Here is a 25,884-nt window from a genome sequence, read left to right as displayed (position 1 = left end):
ATTAAAATCGTTCAGTCGTCAAATCCATATTCACAGCAAACGCCGCTTTGCTTCCAGCTGCTGCTGCAAATAATAATGAAGTGGATCCCCCTTGTTCTGTCTCACCAGCAATATAAATATGATTTTGCGACGTACGACCGGCTCCATCAGTAACTGCAGCACCCGATTCGTCAAGATCACATCCCAGTTGTTCAAGAAAATGGTTTGGCCGGTAAAATGAAGGGGCAACAAATCCCCCTTTTCTTTGTATTCGTTCTCCAGAAATAAATTCAATCTCCTCTAGATAACCGTCTTTTCCATGTAAAGATTTGATTGGTTCTGTCTTCAAGAGAATTCCCTTTGACTCCAGTTTATCTTTGTTAGACTGAGCCATCTCGCCACCGTTAGTAGCTACTACAAGGTCGGTTGACCAGTTATAAACGAGCTTAGTCAGGTGATTGGCATGTTCTTCCTCTTCAGCTATGATGACAAGCGGTTGATCCCGAAGTTCCCAACCGTCACAATAAGGGCAGCTAAACAAGCTTATTCCATAATGGCCTCTTACATCCTCATGCTTAAATTCCTCTTGGACACCTGTCGCCAAAATGATTTTTTCTGATCGATGCTTCTGCCCATCAGCAGTGTGAACTAAAAATTGATTTGCAGCTTCATCTTTCTTAATTTCGTTCACAGTTGCTTGAAAGACGGAGATGGAAGGGTAATTTCTTAATTCACTTAGACCGATTTGGCGGAACTCTTCTGGCTTAATATTGTCTCGTGTCAGATAGCCATGCGCTTCCTTTGTGATCCGATTTCGATTCGTTCCATTGTCGATAACAGCCACATTTCTCCTTGCTCTTCCTAATGTTAAAGTAGCGCTTAACCCCGCCGGACCAGCCCCAATTACTATACAATCATATATCATCATGTGATCATCCTTTCATTCATATTATAGATTTAATAACTCTTTAATATCCGTAATATAAGCAAAACAAGGTGGCTTAGTGATCCACCGTTATTTTCTTGGCAATATCAGCGATTTTTTGTTTTTTTAATTTGTTCTCCATCTCTTCTTCTGCAGACTCCATTACCTGTTGAATCACGCAGTCAGACTGGTGATTAAGATTACAATCGAATAAAGAGTCAGAGCCTTCAATTGCATCAATCACATCCATGAATGATATCTTTTCCCAGCTTGGCTTCAATTTATATCCGCCATTTGCACCGGAAACTGATGCAATCATTCCCGCCTTTACAAGCTTTGTTAATATTTTCGACAAGTATGTGGGAGAAACGTCGAAACGTTCAGCTAACTGCTGTACACCTAGACGTTTATCAGGTGAAACGGCTGCTAAATACACCATTGTATGGAGTGCATAGTTAGTTGCCTTTGAGTACTTCATCAGATTCGCCACCTCTATTACGGACTTTAAGCATCTATAATATCGTTTATTAAATTAAATGTCTAATTTATTGCTCTATATTCATTTATTTTTCCTGATACTATTGATAAACTATAGTTACTACTAAATAAGGACAAAAACATGAATTTTTTTGAAAAATTTCAAACTCTAATCATTTTATTTTCTGTAGGTATAGGCCTTTTATTAGGTCAGTTCACATTTTTTAAAACGCATGCAGAGGCAGTTATCTTACCATTTTTAGTATTCATGCTCTATGGTTTATTTTTAACGATTCCATTGAAAAATTTAAAGGATGCATTTAAAAATATAAAGTTTCTAAGTGCATCAACTATCATAAATTTCATTTGGACACCTGTTTTTGCTTGGGGACTGGGTGCAGTTTTCTTAAGTGACCACCCAGCGTTATGGATCGGGTTTATCATGTTAATGGTGACACCATGCACCGACTGGTATCTTGTTTTCACCTCTATCGCTAAGGGAAATGTTCCCTTAGCTACTTCCATTCTGCCCATTAATTTAATCCTGCAAGTATTGTTGCTGCCTATCTATTTATTTATTTTCGCGGGCACGATTGAATCAGTATCTCTGTCAACAATTATAGAAAGTATTATTTTCGTTCTCTTACTGCCATTTACTTTGGCCCATTTGACCAGATTTTTGCTTAGAAAGAAGCAGGTTCTATTAAAGGAACATCTGATTCCCTTCTTTTCGTCGGCCCAGATTGGCTTTTTATCACTTGCAATTACGGCCATGTTCGCATCACAAGGTTCCTATTTAATGAGTAATTTGGCCGTCATTTATGTACTTATCATACCTGTCCTGCTTTACTTTCTTTTCAATTTCATTATATCGAAACTTATTGGGAAACTTCTCAAATTTTCATATGAAGATACCGTTAGCTTAAACTTAACGGTCATCGCGAGGAACTCCCCGGTTGCACTTGCCATTGCTGTCACAGCTTTTCCTGATCAGCCGTTGATTGCTTTGGCGTTAGTGATCGGACCTTTAATTGAGCTGCCAGTCTTGGCAGCTGTTTCTCAAGTATTACTTCAAACTAGAAAAAAGTTTTAATAAACTAAAAGTCCCCCGAATTCGAGGGACTTTTACTATTACCAACCAAATGGTTTTTTTGGTCCGCATGGCGGCGGACAAGGGTTGTGAGGTTTTCCACACATAATATGCTGCTCTTGAATATCATTTACGACAGATTCAGTATGTGGGAAATAATGCTTGTGAGTAGTCATATGCTTATTAACATTTGTCGTGTGACTAGGATGAACATGATTAATCTCAGTGTTGGATACATTTGTATTCACATACTGTTGAGTAGGTGAGACTTGGGATGGACCTTGCTGAGTTGGTGAAACTTGAGGTGCACAATGTTTAGGAAAACCTTGCCCATTGTTCCATTGATTGTCCCATGCTCCTGCCACCTGTTGGTTAGGCTGGTTGTTCCAATGTTTATAATTCACTATAAGACCTCCATTCTTTTATATTCCTTATTAGGGTATGTATGGACTTTTAAGTTGTCCATTGCATTCACCTATATACAGAAATGTTATATAAGAAAAATGATAGACCCTACAATTTAGAACTTAGTTTGAATACTTGCAATCATCCATCCAATAACAGATCACCATTTCCCTCAAGTTTCCAATAACATCTCATTTCCAACCACCCATCCCGAAGGTTTGCCTTTATCCTTCCATTCATTTGATTAGTATCGGGTATGAAAGACCTGAGCATATTAATCTGTATTTAAATCGTGGATATGGACAATCTTTAGCCAGTCGTGGAGATATTCAACTTTTTGAAATTGATTTAAATACACCCCCAATCGTGCATGAGCTTACACATGTTTTGTTTGAGGATGGGTGGATCTTCCTCCTATGAAAATGGAGCTTTAACACAAGAAGGCTTTGCTGTTTATACTCAAAATGAGCATGGCTCCTCCGCTTTTCCTAATTATGGCGCGCCTATACACGAAATAATGAAGTATTTTATCGATCAAAATAAAAGCCTGCCTATGTATAAAATAGCCGATTCTTCTTTCTCACAAAGCACGCTCCATTCAGCAAGTAAAACGGCCACAGACGATGCGCTTTCCTGGATTTCTATAATCAAGCTGGTTCATTTACCACTTATTTAATTGATGAATAGGATATTGATAAGTTTGAAAATATATACAATTATTCCGACTTACAATTGAATCAGATTGGTAAAGATATATTAATGAAAATTATACAGCTACTTCAGAACAATATTTTACTGGCTACTTAAAATTATTGATTGACGAGATCCATAATATTGATGATACTGTTTTTAAGAAAATCTAAGATTCATTTTTTAAAAAAGGGTAAGTTTTTTTAAATTTTCAAACCTCAAACACGTATAACCCCGTTCTGAGGTAAGGACGGGGTTAAAATAAAATTGTTTAAATTTTCATGCTCAACAATCGCACCCTTTAATGTAATAACCATGAAACTCCTATTTTAAAGTTACCAAACCAAAATATTTCTTCGATCGGTCAACGATTTGATGGCCATGTCCCTTGCATTTTTCTTAATTGAATAATTTGTCCTGTATGATATGCATCATGAAGCATGTTGTCCATAAATTTCCCCTCGAGTGAATTTTGATCAAGCTCTCGGTCGGAAATTGTACTCAATACCTGTCTTAAATTGCGTTGAGCGTTTTCGGAACGTTCAACGACTTTCTTCCATTCCTTATCATCATTAGATTGATCGGTAAGATAAAAGGTTTGATCACCGTCGAGATTATGTGTCCATTCACGGCCTTCCAAGTTTGCAGCAAGACTCTCTTTGTAATAAATAAGATGATTAATGTTCTCCCAAATGGTTTTAGTTGCCTCTCCAGATGGTTTCCAGATAGCCTGTTCGGCTGTAAGTCCTTCTACAGCATCTTTAAACGGTGCATACCAACTCTCTTTATCGAATGTTGAATCTAGTACGTTTAAAAGTAAGTCAATTCGTCTCAAAGTCATCTCCTCCTTGAATATCTAGAATTCTAAAAAAAAACAATAAAAAAATACCTCTATTAAGATTCTGCATTTTTATAAAACATCCTGCTTTTTCTTATTCCACAATCTGTCCCGAGTGTGGAATTACAGAACGGGCATATTTTCCTTTCTGCCTGTCTCCAAACCAAAAAAAGGCCCTAGCAAGGCCCCCTTATTCCGCAGTAAAAGCATAGACAGACAATGGAGTGATTTCATTTGTTACCCTAAAGTCTTCCAGAATCGACATTTGAGAGTGAATAAGCAGCCTAAGCTTGTCCGGCATATCCTCTATTCTATCAAGCTCATCAATCAAGTCCGTTGCTAATTTATTGACTTCCCATTTAGCATCCTGAAGGTCAGGCGAGAAAATGATATGCTCCTTCGTAATCTCCCAGCCTGCGTCTTTAACGACTGATTGGATATCGTAAGGTGTAAATAATGTCCTGATATTCGAATCGGTTTCATGCTTAAATGATTCATATTGTGCTTGTATAAGGACAGATAAGAGATGCGGATATTGCTCCACTGTGCTGATTCTAGTATCCCACTCTGCAAAGCATAGATTTTTACCCCATTTCCTCACTTTGTTCATGACAGCTGCAAATTCATCGATTGAATTTAAGTACCAGGAGCAATGAGAGAAAACAATATGATCAAAAGTTTTTTCCATAAAGTCTACTTTTTCGGATAATATATCCATGCAAAAATCAATATGAATTTGGTTCCCTAGACGGGATTGAAGCAGGTATTCCATCGATTCTCCTAATGTTAATGGAGAGCCATAGGATGGAGAGGCAATATCAACGCCATGTACAAGGCCCATCTCCCCCACTAAAAAAGCGAGAACTGCTGTTGTATCGCCTTGGCCGCAACCGATTTCAAGAATTTTATCGCCTTCCTTAATATTCCAAAATTCTGCTAATTTCAATCGATGTGCTGTTTGCACTCTTTGAACATCCCCACTCGTCGCCATACATTCAGCAATATGATCGACACTATTCATAACCCCACCCGCCACTTCAATTTATTAGAATTTTTGCTATACTTTCAATAAGTATAATTCATTTAACTAATCAGGGGGTAGAAAAATTTGAACACAATCGCAGTCTTTTGTGGATCTGGTGATGGAGCACTTCCTACTTATAAAAAAGGGGCTGAAGCGCTTGGGAAGGAATTAGCCAAGCGAGGTATCGCTCTCGTATATGGAGGATCCTGCATAGGGCTGATGGGAGCAGTGGCGGATGGTGTGCTTGAAGCAGGCGGGAAAGTTATTGGCGTTCTCCCCCGTTTTTTGCAGGATAAGGAAATCGCGCACCCTCATCTGACAGAATTAATTACAGTTGATTCCATGCATGAACGAAAGCACAGAATGGAGCAACTGGCGGATGGGTTTATTATATTACCTGGCGGGACTGGAACATTGGAAGAATTCTTTGAAGTATTTACTTGGGGGCAGCTTGGTTTGCATCAGAAACCCATTGGAATTCTGAATATTGATCATTATTATGATTTGCTTATTTCCTTTTTCACCCATATGAATGAGCAACAATTTTTACAAGACAAATTTGTCTCAATGGCGCTGGTTGATGCCGACCCTGCCCATTTGATCCAAAAGTTTTATACCTATTCCCCACCTGAAGTGAAAACATTTATGAAGAAAAGCCAATCCTGATAAGAAAAGCGCAAGCGCCTTGCTCACCTCCGACAGGCTTAAGACCTCGGGGGGGGGTAGGCGCTTGCGCTAGACATCTTTCTTTTTGAAAAATTTATACTTTCTTATCTTTTAACAACCAATCCTCTATACTGAGGATTGGCCAATATTTTAAAAATGGTTTAGAGTGTTGTGGATCGAGGCTTTCCATAAATCGACGCTATATTTAGGTTTTTAGTCGTTATATTTGAATGATTGGCGATATATCAAAATAAGCGCCGATATGATTCCTAATCTACATTTAGCCCACTTTCATTTTAACGATAAACTCATGGTTACTTTCCTTGATTTAAATCCAAGCTTTTCATATAATTTCACCGCATGATTCTCTACAAATGCACTCAAGCGAACCTCACTGTACCCCTCATCTTTTAGACAGTCAATGCCTGCCTTCATCAGCTGAGTTGATATGCCATTGCCCCGAAATTCAGCGGCGACGAATAATTCATATATAAATCCATATTCCCTTTCCGTAAACTGATCCTTATTAGAACCGATAAGGATCCACCCCGTTATACAATGATTCTCTTCAGCTATTAGATAATATCCGCCTTGGGATAAAATCGCGAAAACCATTTTCTCTATTTTCTCCCGATTTGGTCTCGCTTCTCTCAATGTGCCATCAAATATGGCCTGTGGTGACTGATTTAATATTTGTTCGTATTCTGATTGAGTCGGCTTTCTAATGTTCATTATCCTCGTCCATTCGTTTTTCTTGTAGTGTATCATAGATTTAATTGACTATTAAAATAATATAGTCTATAAAAAAAGCAAACCCTATTCACAACGTTAGGGTTTGCTTTCCTTCCATATTAAACTTTTACTCTCTTCACAAAGAATGAAACAATTAATCCGATAATAGAAGCAATAAAGGCAAACAGGAATGCATTTTGGACTCCAGCAGTCAGTGCTTCAGGCATTACATTAGGGTTGTTTGAGCTCGCTGCTGCAATGTAGCCAGCTTGACCTGCAGCCATGATACTAACTGCAACGGCTGTACCAATTGCACCGGCAATTTGCGAGAGTGTATTCATGATGGCAGAGCCATCTGGATAATTCTGTTTAGGAAGCTGATTTAAACCATTTGTTTGCGATGGCATCATGATCATCGCTACACCGATAAATAGAATCGCGTGCATGAAAATAACCGTAATTGTACTTGTATCAGTCGAGATATTTGTAAAAAGAAATGTCATGACTGTTGTTAAAATAAATCCAGGCATCACTAAATATTTCGGACCAAACCTATCAAATAAGCGTCCGGTAATTGGTGACATGATTCCATTTATAAATCCGCCAGGTAGCAATACTAAGCCTGCAGCCAGTGCTGTCATTAATAGTCCACCTTTTAGATACAACGGTAAAAGTATAGCTGATGATAGGATAATCATCATACAAATGAAGACCATTAAGGTGCTGATAGAGAACATTGGAAACTTAAATACTCGCAAGTCCAGCATCGGCTGCTCCATTTTCAACTGGCGGATTACAAATAGGATTAAGCTGACAAAACCGACAATGATAGGCAATAGCACATTTATTTCGCCCCAAGATCCGGCACCTTCTCCAGCGCTGCTGAACCCATAAACAATTCCGCCAAAGCCAATAGTGGAAAGGCTGATTGAGATAATATCTATCTTCGGCTTCGTTATAGTTGAAACGTTTTGCATGAAGATCAGACCAAAGATGAGTGTGAACAATAAGACTGGTATGAACATCCAGAAAATCGATTGCCAACCCCAGCTATCAACAAGCAGACCAGCCAATGTTGGTCCGACCGCTGGAGCGCACATAATTACGAGGCCCATTGTCCCCATAACTGTTCCCCTCTTATTCGGTGGGAATATAAGCAAAATCACATTCGTCATTAATGGAAGCAATAAAGCTGTACCAATTGCTTGCACTAATCGAGACAGCAAAATTAGCTCAAAACTTGGTGCAAACGCTCCAATCAATGCTCCTATAATTGAAAAGGTTAATGATGCAATAAATAACTGCCTTGTCGTGAACCATTGAAGTAATAAACCTGATATAGGTACAAGAATCCCTAGAACAAGCAGGTAACCAGTTGTTAACCATTGCACGACATGTGGTTCTATTTGAAATTGCTCCATGATATTTGTAAATGCCATATTTAAGGCCGTCTCACTGAAAAGACCGATAAAAGCACCGATCATTAGTGCGATGGCGATGGGAACAGGTCTTATTTTTGCCTGTTCAGTTTGTGTATGTGATGTGTTAGACACTTAAAAAATCCTCCAATATATATTATTAGACCAGTCTATATAAAATTGTCATATAATCAATCACTTCCGTAGAAGCAATTGAATACTATCAGCGATTAAGTACAGAGGTGAACCATTTTTATTTGTTAATGATCGGGTAATCGCTCCCTCTATCATGCAGTTAATCACGATGCTAATATCTTCGGCAAAGGCCGGTTCATAGCCGGTTTCAATCAGTTTATTGCAATAGATTTGTTCCCATCTTTTAAAGGTGTTCTGGCATGCTTTCCGCATTGGTTCACTAATTAAGGACGTTTCTGCAGCTAAAAGTCCGACCGGAAGAGATTTAAGATTCTCGATATCATCGAATTTCTTAGCGATACTCTTAATATGAAAATGAATCCCTTTAACAGGGTCGTCAAATTGAGCCATATGTTCCTTTACATCACTTTCAATATAAAGAGCCATGACCTCTACCGCTTCAATTGCAAGCTGCTCTTTCCCATTTGGAAAATGGTAGTAAAGGGATCCTTTTGGTGCTCCGCTTTCCTTTAAAATTTGATTTAACCCTGTTGCATGATAGCCTTGAATATGAAAAAGCCGAGTCGCTGCTGTAAGGATTTTTTCCCTTGAATCGTTTTTCGCACTCATCTTTAAGACACCTCAGTTAATTATAATGACTGGTCTAGTGAATTCATTCCCTCATTCTATGCCAAGCGATCACACTAGTCAAGATAAAATAATCTCCAATAAACATTTAGATTTCACCTAGGTTCAACAGAGTAAAAAGCAGGAATTATTGCCTTTCCTGCTTTCTTCCTGTCAGTGCAAAAAATATAATGAAACCGATAAAAGATGTGGTAAAAAGAATCGTTGCCATTGGTATGGCTGATGTTTCAACAATGCTTACCAGCGGAGACACAATTGAACCAAGCACTAGTGGCAGCATGCCAAGTACTGCACTTGCGCTTCCTGCCCGATGACCCTGATGCTCCATTGCTAATGAAAATGAGCTGGTTAGGACCATTCCCATTGTAGTCATATAGATAAAGATTGGAATGACAATGCTTGCTAATGGGCCTTCAATAATCGTCATAAGCAGCAGAAAGGCTGTAGCAGATGCAGCTGTTATGACGGCTATACGGAGAAGATTTCTTTCAGGTATTTTCCCGCCTAACCTTCCGACAATCGCACTGCCAGTAATGATTGCAATACCATTAATTCCAAATAGAATACTAAATGCTTGCGGCGACACTCCGTAAATGCCTTGATAAACAAACGGTGTCCCGGATACATAGGCAAAGCTGCCTCCGTGTACAAATCCGACAATCAAGGCATAGCCGATGAATGTGCGGTCTTTGAATAAATTGCCCATCGTCTTTAAAGTATGGCCAATTGAACTTGGAACCCTTTTCTCAGGCGGCAATGTTTCTTCTAATTTAAATGCAGAAATCGATACGATAATCAGTCCAATGATGCCTAAGAAAATAAATATCGTGCTCCAGCTAGCAAATGGCAACAGCAAAATGGCTCCACCAACTATAGGTGCTAATAATGGTGCAACAGCATTAATAACCATTAATAAAGCAAAGAACTTGGTCAGTTCCCTGCCGCTGAAAACATCCCGAACGACCGCTCGGGACAACACCACGCCTGCAGATGCAGTCAGTCCTTGTAAGAACCTAGCAATTACCAAGGTCGTAATATTTGGTGCTAATGCACAAAGAAACGATGATAGTACAAATAAGAAAATAGATATTAATAATGGCCTTCTTCTACCCTTTGCATCACTAATAGGGCCGATAATGAGCTGACCGACCGCTAGACCAATTAAACATGCGGTTAAACTCAGCTGGACCAGCGAGGCACGCGCACCTAAGTCGTCTGCGATTTCTGGAAAACTGGGTAAATACATATCGATATTAAGTGGACCAAGAGTCGCAAGCATACCAAGAAGCAAGGCGAGCATGATTCGGTCTTTTCCTGTTGGATTATGAAGCATCTACCTTAGCCCCTCCCTTTTTCTAAAATTGGATAAAGCTCAATGAGACTTCGGATTTCATATGTTGGATTCACACCAATATTATCTGGCTTCATTTCGGGATTGACCCAGCAAGTATCAAGTCCAGCCTGCTTTCCACCCATCATATCCGCGAGCAAGGAATCTCCAATAATCAATCCTTTATCTCGTGAAAAATTTGGAATGCGTGCAAAAACATAATCAAAGAATTCCTTCATCGGTTTCTGATAGCCAGTATCATCCGAAACGAAGATGTTTTTAAATAAAGGATGCAGTCCCGCATCACGGAGTCGACGATCCTGTGTCTTGGATACTCCATTAGTGACTACATAAAGCTCATAATCTGGTGCCAATCGATTGATTAAGTCGAGCGCTCCATCGATCATGTGATGTCCTTGTTCTAAAAAGCCTCTATAGCTTTTCTCCATCAGCACACCATCTACTTCTTTTCCATATTCCTTCAAGAAATTTGCAAATCTAGTATTTAATAACTCCGTACGTCCAAGCTTCCCCTCTTCAAAAGAGCGCCAAAGTCCTTGATTATACATGCGATAATGCTGTTCAATATCCGGTGTCAGGTCCAGCTTCTCTTGCTCAAACAACATTTTCAATGACAACTGCTCTGTTGCCCGAAAATCCAATAATGTATCATCGATGTCAAATAGTAAAAATTGATATTGGTTCATCTTTCTATCTCCAGTCTTATACAAGTTCGTAATTACGATTTTTCATAGAGGGAATGCCCTGCAATTTCCTTAAGCCCTTCCCAATCTTTTATAACAATGCTTTTGCTTCTTCGTTCCACTAAACCTTTTTTATTAAATTGGAGAAGCACGCGATTTAAATGTCTATAGCTTGTTCCAATTAAATTAGCTGCATCTTTTAGGCTCTCTGTAGTGTGTACGCCCGTTACGAGAGAATGCATTTCATCAAACGAGTGTGACAATAAATAACTTGCTAGCCTCACTTCCACAGAATGCATTAAATTGAAGCTTAGAAAATCAGACTTTATATAAAATTTCTGTGTGATGATTCCGAGTAAGAATCTCAGAAAAGGTGGATAGTTCTCACAATATTTCTTCAACCACTTATAAGGAACCGCGATGACTGTCAAAGAAGATACAGCTTCGACGGTATTGATAATGTCAATTTCCTGAATATACTCAATATCACCAATTACTTCTAACGGGGTTTTAAATGAAAGGATCAATGTCTTTCCTTCTACCGATGTTGTGTACACCTTTATCTTCCCTTTCACCAAAATAAATAAATGCCCTGCCGAGTCTCCTTGATGACAAATTAGCTCACCCTGCTCATAACTGTATAATGCTAAATAAGATTCCATTTCTTTTGGAAAAACATTTTGAAGTTGATGTTTTTTCAAATATGATGTCATGAGCTTTTCATCCTCTAGCTTTTTGACCATCTTTCCAACTCCTTTGCAACTTCCTTATCCTATTAAAAGATAACAAATTTTTTTTGAAAAGGACATATGTCCTGAAATATAAAAAAACTGACTGAAGATCCCTGATGGAACATGTCTTGAAGGTTTCCCTCTATATTATGCCACTAAAGAACTGAACACCCTCTTCACATCTGGATTTTTTATGAAGTCTTCCTTCCTCGGTTTGGATGACTTCAATACATAAAAAAAGAGCTGTTCATTTCAGCTCCGCTCAAAGAATAAACTCTTCATTTGTCAAATCTATATTCACGCCAATAGCTGTGCGGCTTCCGTCTCCTGCGGCAATTGCGATTTGCGATGGTGATACGATGGTGTTGTCCCCTGCTGCATACACGCCAATGATATTCGTCCGTCCCATCGAATCAGTAATCATACCGCCTTTTTCCGTTTGTTTACAACCAAGTCCCTTTGCTAATGAACCTGGATGACACCACTCCGGACTGACAAAGCCGCCTTCTATTTGTGCTTCCAAGCCATTTTCAAAATGTACGATTTTAATTTGACCATTATCTCCAAATAGTTTTGCGATCTTTTCTTCGTATACTTTTATACCTTTTGATTGCAGCGAGACCTTTGTCTCCTCATCGAGGGGCTTGTTCCCGTTCGTACAAACAATAAGATTCTTTGACCAATTAGATAGTATCTTTATTAGCTGGAGCGTACCCGGATGACCTGAAAAAATGGCTAATTGTTTATCTCGCAGTTCCCAGCCATCACAATAAGCACAGCTGAAGACGCTTTTACCATAAAATGATTTCAACCCTGTTAAGTTAGGTAAGACTTCTTTTATACCTGTTGCAAGAATCACTTTCTTTGCCAGATAAACCCCTTTATCCATTGCCACAATCACGAAATGTTTGTCATTTTTCTTTACGTGAACGACTTCTGTTTGCTTAATCGCAACCGAGGGGTATTGTAATAAATCCTTCTGGGCTATTGATTTTAACATAGCCGGCTCGATTCCATCTCTTGAAAGAAAACCGTGTGAAGCGCTCGAAACACTATTCCGCGGCCGGTCTGCATCAAACAATAGAACTTTTCTTCTTGCTCTGCCGAGAACTAGTGCCGCGCTAAGCCCGGCTGGTCCTCCCCCTATAATGGCACAATCAAGCATCATCTATTTCAATCCCTTCAGTGGGTCTCATTTATATCATGGCTATTGAGACGATTAAAACAAACATGACTGAGAAAGCAATGATTAAGTTTCGTAAGCGCTGGATTTTTTTGAAATGATTGCCGTTACGATAAAACCAATAATGAATACAATTAAGAATTTCCCCTTTATTATCTGACTTTTATTAGTGTAAATATAAAGCGAACTTTACATCCATTTAAAAGGGTTATTTATTTCTGTTTTATCCCGATATTCCATCAAAGGAAACTTCCTGTCCGTTTTTAAAGAGCTGAATTGCTTCATACTCTTTATCTTTGTCGATTCTATAAAGTCTTTCATGTTTAAGTGTTTGGCCACTGTAGTCCGAAGCTTCTTCTTCAGTGATGTGTATATTTAATATGTCTCCTACAGGCTCGACTTGGAAATCAGTATAATGAAAAGCCTTTTCTCCTTGTGGAACTTGAGTACCATTCAAATAAAGATAGAATAGATCTTTTCCTTTTTGATGTAAACAGATTCCATTCCCCTCAATATAAGCAAGCATTTCCTTAGGCTTCTTGTTGGGCTTTATTTCGGAAAAGGTGAATTTTTGCTGACAGTCTGGATAAGCTATTATATGCTGTGCGCTTTCTGTTTATTAAAAGGATTCCACTCTGCCTTACTCATTTTCATAATAATTATCCTCTATAAAATGACCATGTTATTTCACTGACCGATCATCTTTTTCTTTCAAATAATCTTCATAAACCTGTTTAATTCTTCCCGGTTTCTCTTGTACGAGTGCCTTATGTATATCACTCAACAAGTCCATTATCTTAAATAAACAGCCTGCGATGACAGCAAAAGCAAAGAGCCCAGCAATATACGGATCGAACATAAGAAGACCGAGGCCTGCTAGCATACATAAAATAATCGCTATAACCAAAAACATGAGACCCCTCCTAGTTTAACTTCTTCACAATTTACTTAAGGTGATGTGCGTCATAAGAAAAATCTTAACAAAGCTGTCACGGGAAAATTTACGCTTTCCAGTACCAATAGTGAATCGATAATCTGCATCCACATTTGAGAGTGCTTCGGGCAGATCTTGTCTTGTTGATACAAAACTATCAATAACCTCATCTACTGACAGATGCTGCAACAGGGATATTCCTTCTTGGTTATGTGCATCGTGATTTGGAAAAGAAGGAAGGTTTGCACCTTGTGCCATGTAGGCACCATGAACTCTAAATTGATCCGATCCCAATAATAAAGATGAGCCACGATCTCCCTGATAGCCCATTTCCCTTCGTTAAAGAAACTGCATACCTGTTTCTTCAAATTGATCCAATGATGAATTCATAATAAGCTCCTTATTTTAGAAGTTCTAAATACACTTTGAGAGACTCCTTTTCTTCAAAAACTTTTTTTGCTTTTACTAGGAACTCGGGCGATAGAATATTCTTTTGATGAAAGTGAGTGATATATAAAGCAGAAATCTCTTGCCTCTCATCGTCTTGATGGTGCAGAGAGTGATATAAATGTTCCTCTACCAACATCTTATAATTTAGCGGATTCGGATGTTCGTAAATATAATTCAGAGTGAGAATGAAAGAGTGATCATCATCTGAAATGAAACCAGCAACGACCTCCTCATCTGTCCAAATCTCAAAACTCTCCTCTTCTTCCTTGTACTCTGCCGTATATAGGCCTTGTAAAAACTCATCAAACGAATCTGCCAGCTCAATGGTTTGTTCCATTTCGGAATCAAGATAGATGACTGATGGGTTTTCTTTGCGCTTGCGATAGTCCAGTGCCACCCATGAATGTCCGTCACCAGAAATCAATACGATATCTTCCGGCAGCTCCCATTCCTGAATTAAATACCCACTGTCCAATATACTCATTCCTTCTCCGCCGATACCGTGAAATTCATCTATTTGAATGTGATCTTCCTCCCAGGAAGTAGCTACTTTTGTTGGAAAAGCATTATGTATCGATCGACCGCCATTTTGTTCTTTTACCAAACGAATATAGCTATCTGGCAATTTAACCTTTAATTGCTTTTCCGCTTCAATGATTTCTGCATCTGTTGCTGGTTTTATGTCATTGCATATTTCTAAAATTTTTCTCATGCTGCATTCCTCCTAATGATTTAACCCTTCACGCACTAGATTTAAAAAATATTCTTTATTAGCGGGATGACAAGCGATAAAGTATGGCTCAGCACTGATTTCCTTCACTTCATTCCCTTGAAAATCAATGACGATGCCTCCCGCTTCCTTAACCATAAGTATCCCTGAATAAAGGTCTTCACCTTCAGAGTTATAAAGAATCACACCATCAGCATCTCCTCTAGCCAACATGCACCAAACAATGGTTGGCGCCCATAATCGGAGCATGCGTTTACAGTTGACATCAATGTGCTGCCTCAACTTCACTGCTCTTTCTTCATTCAGCACCGCATGGCCTTGAATCCATCCAACTGTTAGCTTTGTATTCTTATTCTCCACAAACACTGGTTTGTCATTACATAATGTCCCTCCATTTAATGATGATACATAAAGACGGTCGACCACTGGTTCATAGATCACACCCAGAACAGGCTTGTTTTTATTTATCAAAGTGATAGATGTTGAAAAAACCGGGATACCTGCAGCAAAATTATTTGTCCCATCCAACGGATCAATTTGCCAATGCCACTCGCTTTTCAAGCCATTATCTCCTGCCTCTTCACTTTGAATGCGATGGTCAGGAAAAGCCTTTCTTATATGATGAAGAATCACTTCTTCAGCAAGAAAATCCGCCTCTGTTACAAGATCACCATCCTCACCCTTATCGATTAACTCCGTAACCTTATTAAATTTAGATTTCGCTAAATTCCCTGCTTCAATCGCTGCTTCACATGCTATTCTTTTCGCTCTCTCTATCGTTTTCAACATTTTGCCTCCACCTTTCATAAAGTATTTTCGCTAATTTTCATTGATAATCCTGCCATGTATCCCTTACTCTCCCCCTAGCTTTAAAAGCTAAGATGGTATAAAAGTCTAACAAAACAGGAAAATTATAGGTTATATTACAATTGCGTAATAATAATTTTACAATAAACGAAACTTTATACCCATTCTCAAACTAGTCGGAAAATAGTTACTATTATGGTGAATATCACACTATTCTACTATAAAAAGGAGATGGAATTTTTTTGAGAAAACAAATAAGTAAAGTAATCTTGGCACTTGTCTTAGGCCTTTCCGCCTTCACGATGTCCATTCAACCAGCACATGCTGCATCCACAGAAAGCCTTGGGAAACTAAAAGACAAATTTACTCATAAGGTCGATTTGCGCATTTTGGGCACAACAGATATACATACCCACTTATATAACTATGATTATTATCAAGATAAAGAAACGATTGAGTTTGGTTTAGCTAAAACAGCAACGCTTATTAAAGAAGCGAGAAAAGAAAATAGAAATAATGTACTATTCGATAATGGTGACCTGATCCAAGGAAATCCACTCGGAGATTATAAAGCAAAGATTGATCCACTTAAAAAAGGGGAAAAGCACCCGGTCTTTAAGGCTATGAGATTATTAAATTATGATGCAGCAACGGTTGGAAACCACGAATTCAACTATGGGCTTAATTTCCTTGATGAAGTGTTGAATGATGCTCCTTTCCCTTATGTAAATGCGAATGTGTTTAAAGAAGGAAATGGCAAAGGAAAAGACAAAAACTACTTCGAACCCTATAAAATCATTAAGAAACTTGTTAAAGATGAACGAGGACTTCCACATATTATTAAAGTTGGTGTAACAGGTGCCGTAACTCCGCAAATTACACAGTGGGATAAAGCAAATCTTGAAGGCAAAGTGTATACGAAGGATATCGTCCAGTCTGTTGAATCAGTCATTCCTAAGATGAAAAAAGCTGGTGCTGATGTCATTGTTGTGTTGGCACACTCAGGTATGGGCGAGGCAGAATACGTTGAGATGGCAGAAGATGCTACGTATGAGCTTACAAAGGTTGACGGAATTGACGCCATTGTTTCAGGTCATAACCATAAACTATTCCCAGGAGACTTTAACGAACTCCCTGGTGTAGATAAAGAAAAAGGTACAATCAACGGCGTTCCAGTTGTGATGCCTGGAAATTGGGGGAGCCATCTAGGCGTGATAGACTTGTCTCTTACAAAGCAAAAAGGAAAATGGTCCGTTACAAATGGACAAACTGAACTAAGAGGTATATATCAAACAAAAACAGTTGATGGAAAAACGGTAAAAGAAAGTGTAGCCAAACCAGATCCTCTCATTTTAAAAGCAGTGAAGAAGGAACATGAGGGCACTTTAAACTATGTACGTCAGCCTGTGGGCGAAACAACAGCTGATATTCACAGCTACTTTGCATTAGTTAAAGACGATCCATCTATTCAAATTGTGACAAATGCGCAAAGCTGGTATATGGATAAAAAGCTGGCTGGCACACCCGACGAGAATACACCTGTCCTTTCAGCTGGGGCACCATTTAAAGCAGGCGGACGAAACGGAGCAAGCTACTATACCTATATTCCTGAAGGAACCATTGCGATTAAAAACGTATCAGACTTATATTTATATCCAAACACAGTAGCTTCTGTAAAAATCAAAGGAGCAGATGTGAAGGAGTGGCTGGAAATGTCAGCTGGACAATTCAACCAAATTGACCCTTCTTCGAATAATGAGCAACCATTGATCAATAATGACTTCCCAACTTACAACTATGATGTGATTGATGGCGTTACCTATGAGATTGATGTAACAGAGCAAGCCAAATATGACCTTGATGGAAATGTTGTTCATCCAGAGGCCAATAGAATTAAAAACCTGCAATATAACGGAGAAGCCATTGATCTAAATCAGGAATTCATTGTAGTGACAAATAACTACCGTGCAAATGGCAACTTCCCTGGTGTGAGAAATCAAACAGCACAAGAAATGTTCCCAGATGAAAACCGCCAAGTGATCATTGACTATATTTTTGAAGAGGGTACAATTGACCCTTCAGCTGATGAAAACTGGACATTTGCTCCAATCGAAGATGATGTCAATATTACGTTCGAGTCTTCTCCAGAAGCAAGAAATGCCATCCAAGAAGGAAGCGGCATCGACATTATTGGTGAAGGCAGCAATGGGTTTGGCCGTTACGGCATCAAAATGCCAATTCAGTAAACTAGGTTTTTCATATAATAAGGTCAATCATCTTACATGGTAAACATGTAGTAATGATTGACCTTTATTATTTGCAATGATTAACCACTGGCATCATATAGATTTGGTTTAACTTTTGCTGCAGTTTAAAATAAGGAGTACATTCCACGTATTTTTACATAGATATGGTAAACTTCTTTATATATAATTGATCAAATTTTCAATAAAAATAGATTGAGGTGGGAATAATATGGAACTTGTTAACATGGTAGAATCTCAAATTATCGCTTCGATTAAAGCTGAGAAAGATATCAAAAAGGCGATTAAGAGCTCTGCAAATATTGCTTTTCTCTTAATTGGGGATATCTCAACGGTTGAAAGTTATATTAAACAACTGCGTGATGCTGGCATGTATATTTTTATTCATCTCGACTTTATTGAAGGCTTGTCAAATACGAAGAGTGCTATAAAATACATCGCGGATGTTTGGAAACCGACTGGCATTATCTCAACAAAAGTGAACATGATAAAGTTTGCCAAACAAGAAGGATTGATCACCATCCAACGAATTTTTTTAATTGACAGGGCAGCAATCATAAAAGGAGTTGAAATGGTGAAATCGTGTAAACCCGATGCAGTCGAGGTATTGCCGGGCTTGATGCCAAAAGTAATCGATCAGTTGTCGCACCAGCTCAAGCTTCCCCTTATCGTCGGCGGATTAATTCAGGAAAAAAACGATATTCTATCTGCACTTGAAGCTGGAGCTTTAGCTGTTTCATCCGGCAACCCTTCTATGTGGAACTTTGATCTATAAAGCGACCACCTCTTTTATACTATCAATAACAAATGAAGGCTTATGCAAAGAATTTGATAACATTTCTTTGTTGGTCACTCCGGTAAGAACAAGCACGGATTGCAAGCCATTCTCGATTGCCATCTTGATATCAGTCTCAAGTCTGTCACCAACCATATAGCATTGAGAAGGATGTAGCTTCAGCACTTTGGATACAACATATTCCGCCATCCATTTAGATGGTTTGCCTGTTATTGACTCAATTCTTTGACCCGTTGCACCTTCAAGCGCACCGATCATTGCGCCGCAATCTGGGATTTCTCCTCCTAGTACTGGACATGTTCTATCGGGATTTGTCGCGATGATTGTTGCTTTGTTCAACCATGCTTGAAAAGCAAGATTAATTTTTTCATAGTTAAATTGGCGGTCCCATCCTAATACAACAACCCTAGCTTGTTTTGCATCACGAGTAATTGGAATTCCCTCATCAGCCAGTTCTTCTAAGAGAGGCTGTTCTCCAATCACAAGTGCTGCTTCCCCAGTCTCAAGAAATTGTTTTAAAAACTTTGCTGTTATAAAATTCGAATTGATTACTTCATCCAATCCAACCTCTATGCCAAGCCCTTTTAGCTTTTCTACATAGTCCATTCGGGACGAAATAGATTTGTTCGTTAAATAAACTACCTTATCTCCCCGTTGTTTGAGCGTGGCAATTGCTTCTGCCGCTCCTTCTATCAATTGTTCACCTAAATAAACTGTTCCATCCAAATCAAAGATAAACCCTCTAGTCAATGTGCTTCTCCACCATCCATCTTATAGTTGATTTTTTGAAATGCGATTGCCAACAGCCTGTAAAATCAAAACGATCACAACAAGCACAACGGACATCGCTGCTGCTGTGTAATACTCACCGCGCAAAATATTTTGGAAGATTGCTAAGCTCATAGGCGCCCAATCTGCCGGAGCTAATAGTATTGATATACTCGTTTCTTTAATTACCGTGATAAATACAAGAATGGATCCCGCTGCAATGCCGGGCAGCATTAATGGTCCAATGATTGTAATCGCAGCAGTTAAAGGAGTAGCCCCTAGGTTAATGGCCGCTTCTTCAATGTCCTGCTTAATCGCTCGCATCGTCCCCATTGTTGAACGGACCATATACGGCAGCCGCCTAATCGTATAGGCAACAATTAGGAGCAATGCTGTTCCTGTCAAATGAAGCGGTGCAGTATTGAATGTTTGGATCAAAGCGATTCCAAAGGCAATGCCGGGTACGACAAGTGGAATGGACGTCATAAAATCAAGCCTGGATGAGTTTTGTCTCACTACAAAATAGGAAACAAATGTAGCTATAACCACACTTAAAACGAGTGCGCCTAGTGCGAGGATAATGCTGTTTTGAATATTGCCTAAAGAGCTTGTAAAAATCGTTTGATAGTGTGCAAAAGTGTAACCATTCGGCAACGGATTACTTCCCCACGTCGTTGCTACGGATTGAAGCACAATAGATAGCATGGCTAATAGAGGAACGATCACTAGAATCAAAGAATAGCCAGAAAGTGTGCGCGTTAGCCATTTGGTATCATTAAGTTTTTGTTGCTTCGGTTTCCCTGATACAGAACCATAATTCTTACCCTTAGTGAAAAGATGCTGCAGCCAGAAGAAAAACGCTGCTACTAAAACCATGATGACAGTTAGAATGGCCGCTCCACCCCAATTGAAAAACCCGGCGATCTCACGGTATGCTTCAACAACAAGCAGGTTAAGATCTTTCGGAGCCAATATAATTGGCGTTCCAAAATCTGAAAATGAAACGGTAAATATTAATAGCGCACTTGAAATCAAACCAGGAATGGCTAATGGAAAAGTTACAAAAATAAACGTGAACCAATTCTTGGCTCCGAGATTAAGCGAAGCCTCTTCAAGTGAGATATCACTTACCTTAAAAGCTGCCACCATCGGCCAAAGTGCATATGGAAAAAAGAAGAAAACCTGTACCAGCACGATGCCTGCCATAGAGTAAGGGTCAAGCAGCATCCCCTCCCCACCCAGCGATTGATAAATGTATGTTACCCAGCCCGCGCGGCCAAACATAATGATGATTGCATATGCTGATATAAACGTTGGTACAATCAGCGGAATCGTACAGAGAGCAGCGATTGTTTTCTTAAATGGCATCTTTGTCCGGGCAATTCCATAGGCAATCGGAATGCACATCACAATAACAATAAGGGACACAAGAATCGCAAGCCCCAAGCTGTTCTTTACTGCTGAAAGATAGGTTAAATTCGTAAAAATCTTTTCATAATTAGCAAATGATACATTTTTAAATTTCTCAATCGTTGAACTTAAAATATTCGGATCAGCAATTGACCCTAATAGATTGATTGGTTCACTTGTAAAGCTTACAAGGAATACTGATATGAGCGGAAGGAGCAGGAAAACGCCAAAGAAAACATAGATAAGGATCTTAACGACGCTTAACCCATTGAAGGAACTCAGCCAATTTTTCATATGATTAACACCCTCTCAGGGTCGATAGACAATTGAACCTTTTCTCCTTCAGTCAATATCGCTTCTCCAGGCACAAATGTAGTATCAACAACCAGCTGGTACTCATCCACTTTTATGTCATATCGAACGATTGAACCTAAATAGGTTGAAACTAGTACTGTGCCATCGATAATATTGGTTAGTTTGTCCTCGTTGATTGTTCCTGGCTTGAAAGCTTTAATATTTTCTGGCCGCACAATTAAGTTCACTTCGGTTTGATCCGCATGATTAGTAGATTTTAAGATGAAGCCTTTTCCTTTTATTATTGAAAAACCATTCTCTTGCCCAATCACAGAGCCTTTTAACACGTTTGATGTGCCAACAAAATTTGCTATGAAAGGTGTGGAAGGCCTGCTGTATAGTTCAATTGGCGTTCCAATCTGCTTCACTTCCCCACTATCCATAACCGCCACTCTGTCTGCCATGCTCATCGCTTCTTCTTGATCATGCGTTACGAAGATGGTAGTAATACCTAAATCCTGCTGAATTCTGCGGATTGTATTACGCATCGAGTGGCGTAATTTTTGATCTAGGTTTGATAATGGTTCATCCATCAGCAAGACTGCCGGTTCCATCAGAAGAGATCTGGCCAAAGCAACACGCTGCTGCTGACCGCCTGACAATTCACTCGTTAAGCGCATTGCATATTGATCTAGCTCAACATACTCTAGAATTTCCATCACTTTCTGCTCAATATACTTCGGATAATTTCCTAGTTTTCTATTAAGCAGTCTTAAATAAACTGGCAGTTTGGCCACCAAATTGCTGGCATTCAACTGCTTGATATTCAAACTATACGCTACATTATCAAATACATTCATATGGGGAAAAAGCGCATAGCTTTGGAATACCATTCCACAATTTCTTCTATTCGGAGGAATATGGTTTACTTCTGTCTCACCGAGTTGGATGATGCCTGATGTCGGCTGTTCAAAACCTGCAATACATCGCATTGTAGTTGTCTTTCCACATCCCGATGGACCAAGAAGGGCGAAGAACTCGCCCTCTTTGATGTCAAGGCTTACGTTTTTAAGGGCAAGAACGCCAGAGAACTCTTTTGTTAGTTGTGAAACTTTTACAGATCCCATACTCAACCACTCCTAATGTGTATTACTGAAATTTATCCTTCCATTCATTCCGCACCCTGTCATAGTTATCGTTGACCCAATCAATATCAAGATCTACCGCATGGGACTTTACACCTTCAAGTGTAAGAGGCGTTTTTGATTCGACATCCGGATTAATCGGAATATGGTACCAGTTGGCTAAAATTTGCTGGCCATCCTTTGACAGCAAAAAGTCAATTAGCTTTTTCCCGCCTTCTGGATTTGGCCCCCCTTCAACAATTGATACCGGATTAACAAGGATTGGCGTTTTATCCGGAACAACGAAATCTACGCTTTCGCCATTGGCTTTTTGCTCATAAGCCATGAAATCGAACCCCACTCCAATATGAGCTTCACCCATTGAAACGGCTTTTGTAGGAGCAGATCCTGAATCCGGCATAGAGCTGGCTTGATCTACAAGTTTCTTAAAATAGTCCCATCCTTCTGCTTCACCACGTTGCATCATTTGATTCAAGACCATGAGTGTTGCAGTACCGGAAGCGGCAGGATTTGGGAATTGAATTTTTCCTTTCCACTTTGGATCAAGGAGATCATCCCAAGTCTTTGGCGCTTCATCCTCCTTTACAAGCTCCGTGTTATAAGCGAAACCTAATACAAACACTTCCACCCCGACATACTTTCCATCTTGATGCTTGACCTTAATCCCGTCTTCAACCGTATCCCAGCCATTTGCAATATCAGGCACATACGCACCTATAATTCCTTTTTCAGCAGCAGCTTCAAAGGGAAGAATTCCTCCGCCCCCATACCACACGTCACCTTGCGGATTGTCTTTTTCAGCCATCATGCGGTTCACAAGTATATTCGTACCCGCGTATTGCACGTTAACAGAGCCGCCATGAAGCTCTTCAAATTTCTTTCCCAGCTCTTTTGTCATATCAGGTGTTTCTGGAGAATAAAAGGTGATCCCTCCAACTTTTCCATCACCCTCAGAATCCCCACCAGCACAAGCCGAAAGCACCAATATACTCATCATCAAAAATACAGTAATAATGAACGATAATTTCTTTTTCATCATTAAACCCCCTAATAATTTTCGATTTTGGTCAAAGTAAAAGAGAAGAAACACCAATGTAAACCCTTTCAAAAAAAGAGTTTTTAATTGGGTTTCTTCTCATGGTCTCTTCCCGTAAATATTCAATTATCTTAAGTATACTAACGAATCTGAATTTTATGATATTTTTCAAATTTAATGATTTTAAAAAATGCATGTTATTACCCCCCCATCTTTGATATAAGAAAATATCTCTTCCGATTAGTAAGAAAAGTAATGATCAACTAGGAACCATTACTTTTCTTTAACCTTGACTAAAAGCTGAACAAGTCTATGGCAGCAACCGTGCCTTATCTGTATTTCCTTCTAATAAATCTTGTAAGGTTGTCTGATCTAAAAGACGAGCAACCTCATCACGCACCAATGCCCAAAGCGGCTTTAGCAAACAGCCTTGATCTTCAAGCGGACAATACTCGTAAGCTGTTATACTCACACAGCTCATCGGTGCAAGCGGACCCTCTAAATCGCGGATGACTGTCCCGATAATGATGCTTTTCGGCTCTTCTCTTAATGAATAACCTCCATAAACACCTCTTTTACTTTTTACATATCCGTGACTTTTAAGAAGCAGCAGAATTTGCTCCAGGTACTGAATGGGCACAAGTGTCTCCTTGGAAATTTCCTTGATGGGAGTGACTTGTCCTTGCTTTTTCCCCAATGCAATCAAAGCCCTCAGAGCATACTCCCCTTTACTGGATATCTTCATTTGCCTTCCCCTCTCACACACTGCTACTACCATGCTATTTCTATTGCTCCATGAATATACGTAGGGATTCGCTGATTTTTCTTTATTTTAAGCACATTTGTACAACCTTTTCATATTTTATTTTTAGAAAGTCGACAATCTTTATCAACATTGTTTGGATCATCATCCAGAAGGAGAATTTCACATGCGAAAGTTAATTATATTTGCCTTTATCGGTTTCTTAGCGCAATTAATTGATGGCTCATTGGGGATGGCTTATGGCGTCACGTCCACCAGCTTATTATTAACATTTGGCATCGCACCTGCAGTCGCCTCAGCCTCTGTTCATATGGCAGAAGTTGTAACAACAGCAGCATCGGGCGCCTCTCATATAAAATTTGGTAACGTAGATAAACAAGCCGTTTATCGGTTAATCCTTCCCGGTTCAGTTGGTGCCTTTGTTGGGGCATGCTTCTTAAGCAGTCTTCCCGGTGATGTTGTAAAACCTTTTATAGCAATCTTTCTACTACTGCTCGGAGTATATGTGTTCTTCCGTTTTTTAATTACTTTTAACCCCAGCTCGCAAAAAAAGAACATTGAGCTAACACGCAAACAATCGATACCACTCGGCTTAATAGCTGGATTTGCCGATGCAACCGGAGGCGGCGGGTGGGGACCGATTGCTACGCCAGTTCTCTTATCAAAAAAAGGCACTGAAGCAAGAAAAGTCATTGGCACCGTCGATACGAGTGAATTTGCTATTGCTGTTTCTGCTACACTTGGATTCCTCATTGCACTCGGCTGGGATGAAGTGAATTGGACATGGGTCATTGCCTTAATGATTGGAGGAGTTATCGCCGCACCAATCGCTGCCTGGCTCGTAAAAAAACTGCCTGCCTATTTGCTGGGAGTACTTGTGGGCGGATTTATTATTTTAACTAACGCCCGTACGATTCTCATCGAATGGGGAGCGAGCACGAATGTCATTCCTTATGTTTATGGAGGCATCATTCTTATGTGGTTAACAGGAATCTTCTACTCTATTTGGAAAAACAAATACAAAAAAGGAGAGGTTTGAGTGGATCTATTAAAAAGATTAAAAACGGCGTTTGAAAAGGTGGACTTGCAAGATCAAAAGCAGCTTTTTTCCACCATCCAATCGTTACACTTATCAATTGATGAAGTATCGCAATTTATTACGCCTCCACAAGAGCTTGAATATGGCAGAAATGTCATCTTCCGTAATGAACAAGCAGAAGTAATTATCGTCTACTTACCAAGCTTCGCAAAAACACTGATTCATGATCATGGTACATCTATTGGAGGACTATTTGTCGTTCAAGGGAAACTTTTGAATATCCTCTATCATCCAGATGAACATGGTCCACTTTATGCACAAACAGAAGCTTATTCACAAAATGATATTTTCCTAGTCAAAGGGGAAACCACTCATATGATGTTTAATCCAACACTCTCCCCTGTTATTACCTTTCATGTATATACCCCCCCTCTAAAAGATGGGAAATCCTATTCAATTTCTAAATAGAAAGG

30 protein-coding genes are annotated in these 25,884 nt (G+C 39.3%); 8 read left to right on the top strand and 22 right to left on the bottom strand.

What is annotated here, in order from left to right:
- Nucleotide 1: 1 nt before the first annotated feature.
- Both J2S17_RS17195 and J2S17_RS17190 read right to left on the bottom strand, forming a co-directional pair.
- On the bottom strand, nt 2-907 hold the full coding sequence (locus J2S17_RS17195; RefSeq protein ID WP_307476972.1) for an NAD(P)/FAD-dependent oxidoreductase: 906 nt from the start codon (nt 905-907) through the stop codon (nt 2-4).
- Between the two features lie 73 nt (nt 908-980).
- On the bottom strand, nt 981-1,382 hold the full coding sequence (locus J2S17_RS17190; protein ID WP_307476971.1) for an RrF2 family transcriptional regulator: 402 nt from the start codon (nt 1,380-1,382) through the stop codon (nt 981-983).
- A gap of 141 nt (nt 1,383-1,523) precedes the next feature.
- Between J2S17_RS17190 and J2S17_RS17185 the strand changes: the two genes are divergently transcribed.
- A complete protein-coding gene (locus tag J2S17_RS17185; RefSeq protein WP_307476969.1) occupies nt 1,524-2,474 on the top strand; it encodes an arsenic resistance protein in 951 nt (316 codons plus the stop codon).
- A 38-nt stretch (nt 2,475-2,512) separates the two neighbouring features.
- Here J2S17_RS17185 and J2S17_RS17180 read toward each other — a convergent pair whose 3' ends face one another.
- Complete coding sequence (locus J2S17_RS17180) at nt 2,513-2,875, bottom strand: CotD family spore coat protein (protein ID WP_307476967.1); 363 nt, start codon at nt 2,873-2,875, stop codon at nt 2,513-2,515.
- 241 nt (nt 2,876-3,116) lie between these two features.
- Between J2S17_RS17180 and J2S17_RS17175 the strand changes: the two genes are divergently transcribed.
- The gene (locus tag J2S17_RS17175) at nt 3,117-3,296 is read left to right on the top strand and encodes a hypothetical protein (RefSeq protein ID WP_307476965.1); all 180 of its coding nucleotides are present in this window, start codon (nt 3,117-3,119) and stop codon (nt 3,294-3,296) included.
- Entirely contained in the window at nt 3,274-3,552 is a 279-nt protein-coding gene (locus J2S17_RS17170) for a hypothetical protein (protein WP_307476963.1), read from the top strand. The genes J2S17_RS17175 and J2S17_RS17170 overlap by 23 nt, the downstream gene beginning before the upstream one ends.
- Nucleotides 3,553-3,930: 378 nt before the next feature.
- Here the strand turns inward: J2S17_RS17170 and J2S17_RS17165 are convergent, their stop codons facing one another.
- Both J2S17_RS17165 and J2S17_RS17160 read right to left on the bottom strand, forming a co-directional pair.
- Nucleotides 3,931-4,401 (bottom strand): DinB family protein, encoded by a 471-nt coding sequence (locus tag J2S17_RS17165; protein ID WP_307476962.1) that lies wholly within the window; start codon nt 4,399-4,401, stop codon nt 3,931-3,933.
- A gap of 193 nt (nt 4,402-4,594) precedes the next feature.
- Entirely contained in the window at nt 4,595-5,425 is an 831-nt protein-coding gene (locus tag J2S17_RS17160) for a class I SAM-dependent methyltransferase (protein WP_307476960.1), read from the bottom strand.
- A gap of 87 nt (nt 5,426-5,512) precedes the next feature.
- On the opposite strand from J2S17_RS17160, the gene J2S17_RS17155 reads away from it, so the two are divergent.
- The gene (locus J2S17_RS17155) at nt 5,513-6,094 is read left to right on the top strand and encodes an LOG family protein (RefSeq protein WP_307476959.1); all 582 of its coding nucleotides are present in this window, start codon (nt 5,513-5,515) and stop codon (nt 6,092-6,094) included.
- A 291-nt stretch (nt 6,095-6,385) separates the two neighbouring features.
- Here the strand turns inward: J2S17_RS17155 and J2S17_RS17150 are convergent, their stop codons facing one another.
- The 12 genes from J2S17_RS17150 to J2S17_RS17095 all read right to left on the bottom strand — a co-directional run bounded on the left by J2S17_RS17150 (nt 6,386) and on the right by J2S17_RS17095 (nt 15,878).
- Complete coding sequence (locus tag J2S17_RS17150) at nt 6,386-6,826, bottom strand: GNAT family N-acetyltransferase (protein WP_307476957.1); 441 nt, start codon at nt 6,824-6,826, stop codon at nt 6,386-6,388.
- 119 nt (nt 6,827-6,945) lie between these two features.
- Entirely contained in the window at nt 6,946-8,379 is a 1,434-nt protein-coding gene (locus tag J2S17_RS17145) for a DHA2 family efflux MFS transporter permease subunit (RefSeq protein ID WP_307476955.1), read from the bottom strand.
- Between the two features lie 60 nt (nt 8,380-8,439).
- Nucleotides 8,440-9,009 (bottom strand): TetR/AcrR family transcriptional regulator, encoded by a 570-nt coding sequence (locus tag J2S17_RS17140; RefSeq protein WP_307476953.1) that lies wholly within the window; start codon nt 9,007-9,009, stop codon nt 8,440-8,442.
- Between the two features lie 145 nt (nt 9,010-9,154).
- Nucleotides 9,155-10,360 (bottom strand): Bcr/CflA family efflux MFS transporter, encoded by a 1,206-nt coding sequence (locus J2S17_RS17135; protein WP_307476951.1) that lies wholly within the window; start codon nt 10,358-10,360, stop codon nt 9,155-9,157.
- Between the two features lie 5 nt (nt 10,361-10,365).
- Nucleotides 10,366-11,064 carry a YjjG family noncanonical pyrimidine nucleotidase gene (locus J2S17_RS17130; RefSeq protein WP_307476949.1) on the bottom strand — a complete coding sequence of 233 codons (699 nt, stop codon included), beginning with the start codon at nt 11,062-11,064 and terminating at the stop codon, nt 10,366-10,368.
- A gap of 32 nt (nt 11,065-11,096) precedes the next feature.
- On the bottom strand, nt 11,097-11,804 hold the full coding sequence (locus J2S17_RS17125) for a Crp/Fnr family transcriptional regulator (protein WP_307476947.1): 708 nt from the start codon (nt 11,802-11,804) through the stop codon (nt 11,097-11,099).
- A gap of 250 nt (nt 11,805-12,054) precedes the next feature.
- The gene (locus tag J2S17_RS17120; RefSeq protein ID WP_307476945.1) at nt 12,055-12,960 is read right to left on the bottom strand and encodes an NAD(P)/FAD-dependent oxidoreductase; all 906 of its coding nucleotides are present in this window, start codon (nt 12,958-12,960) and stop codon (nt 12,055-12,057) included.
- Between the two features lie 238 nt (nt 12,961-13,198).
- Nucleotides 13,199-13,432, bottom strand: coding sequence for a hypothetical protein (locus J2S17_RS17115; protein WP_307476943.1), 234 nt, complete (start codon nt 13,430-13,432; stop codon nt 13,199-13,201).
- A 225-nt stretch (nt 13,433-13,657) separates the two neighbouring features.
- Nucleotides 13,658-13,888, bottom strand: a complete 231-nt coding sequence (locus tag J2S17_RS17110; RefSeq protein ID WP_307476942.1) for a hypothetical protein — start codon at nt 13,886-13,888, stop codon at nt 13,658-13,660.
- A 24-nt stretch (nt 13,889-13,912) separates the two neighbouring features.
- Nucleotides 13,913-14,239, bottom strand: coding sequence for a hypothetical protein (locus J2S17_RS17105; RefSeq protein ID WP_307476939.1), 327 nt, complete (start codon nt 14,237-14,239; stop codon nt 13,913-13,915).
- A gap of 70 nt (nt 14,240-14,309) precedes the next feature.
- Nucleotides 14,310-15,071 (bottom strand): SMI1/KNR4 family protein, encoded by a 762-nt coding sequence (locus J2S17_RS17100; RefSeq protein WP_307476938.1) that lies wholly within the window; start codon nt 15,069-15,071, stop codon nt 14,310-14,312.
- Nucleotides 15,072-15,083: 12 nt separating this feature from the next.
- On the bottom strand, nt 15,084-15,878 hold the full coding sequence (locus tag J2S17_RS17095; protein WP_307476936.1) for an inositol monophosphatase family protein: 795 nt from the start codon (nt 15,876-15,878) through the stop codon (nt 15,084-15,086).
- 320 nt (nt 15,879-16,198) lie between these two features.
- Between J2S17_RS17095 and J2S17_RS17090 the strand changes: the two genes are divergently transcribed.
- Nucleotides 16,199-18,142 carry a bifunctional 2',3'-cyclic-nucleotide 2'-phosphodiesterase/3'-nucleotidase gene (locus J2S17_RS17090; protein WP_503128668.1) on the top strand — a complete coding sequence of 648 codons (1,944 nt, stop codon included), beginning with the start codon at nt 16,199-16,201 and terminating at the stop codon, nt 18,140-18,142.
- A gap of 229 nt (nt 18,143-18,371) precedes the next feature.
- Entirely contained in the window at nt 18,372-18,935 is a 564-nt protein-coding gene (locus J2S17_RS17085) for a glycerol-3-phosphate responsive antiterminator (RefSeq protein ID WP_307476932.1), read from the top strand.
- Here J2S17_RS17085 and J2S17_RS17080 read toward each other — a convergent pair.
- The 5 genes from J2S17_RS17080 to J2S17_RS17060 form a co-directional block, all read right to left on the bottom strand.
- On the bottom strand, nt 18,930-19,706 hold the full coding sequence (locus J2S17_RS17080; protein WP_307476930.1) for an HAD-IIA family hydrolase: 777 nt from the start codon (nt 19,704-19,706) through the stop codon (nt 18,930-18,932). The two genes, J2S17_RS17085 and J2S17_RS17080, sit on opposite strands and share 6 nt — an antisense overlap.
- A gap of 21 nt (nt 19,707-19,727) precedes the next feature.
- A complete protein-coding gene (locus tag J2S17_RS17075; protein WP_307476928.1) occupies nt 19,728-21,428 on the bottom strand; it encodes an ABC transporter permease in 1,701 nt (566 codons plus the stop codon).
- Nucleotides 21,425-22,555: an ABC transporter ATP-binding protein gene (locus J2S17_RS17070; RefSeq protein WP_307476926.1), complete on the bottom strand. Its 1,131-nt coding sequence runs from the start codon at nt 22,553-22,555 to the stop codon at nt 21,425-21,427. Before J2S17_RS17070 ends, J2S17_RS17075 begins: the two co-directional genes overlap by 4 nt.
- A 22-nt stretch (nt 22,556-22,577) precedes the next feature.
- On the bottom strand, nt 22,578-23,609 hold the full coding sequence (locus tag J2S17_RS17065) for an ABC transporter substrate-binding protein (RefSeq protein ID WP_307476924.1): 1,032 nt from the start codon (nt 23,607-23,609) through the stop codon (nt 22,578-22,580).
- A 310-nt stretch (nt 23,610-23,919) separates the two neighbouring features.
- The gene (locus J2S17_RS17060; RefSeq protein ID WP_307476923.1) at nt 23,920-24,354 is read right to left on the bottom strand and encodes an RrF2 family transcriptional regulator; all 435 of its coding nucleotides are present in this window, start codon (nt 24,352-24,354) and stop codon (nt 23,920-23,922) included.
- A 184-nt stretch (nt 24,355-24,538) separates the two neighbouring features.
- Between J2S17_RS17060 and J2S17_RS17055 the strand changes: the two genes are divergently transcribed.
- Both J2S17_RS17055 and J2S17_RS17050 read left to right on the top strand, forming a co-directional pair.
- A complete protein-coding gene (locus J2S17_RS17055) occupies nt 24,539-25,411 on the top strand; it encodes a sulfite exporter TauE/SafE family protein (protein WP_307476921.1) in 873 nt (290 codons plus the stop codon).
- Nucleotides 25,412-25,879 (top strand): cysteine dioxygenase, encoded by a 468-nt coding sequence (locus tag J2S17_RS17050; RefSeq protein WP_307476919.1) that lies wholly within the window; start codon nt 25,412-25,414, stop codon nt 25,877-25,879. It begins immediately after the preceding gene.
- Nucleotides 25,880-25,884 lie beyond the last annotated feature (5 nt).

The organism is Cytobacillus purgationiresistens (assembly GCF_030813235.1).
GTDB lineage: Bacteria > Bacillota > Bacilli > Bacillales > Cytobacillaceae > Cytobacillus > Cytobacillus purgationiresistens.
The sequence above is the reverse complement of the archived record's forward strand: the minus strand, read 5'-3'. Positions and strand labels throughout refer to the sequence as shown.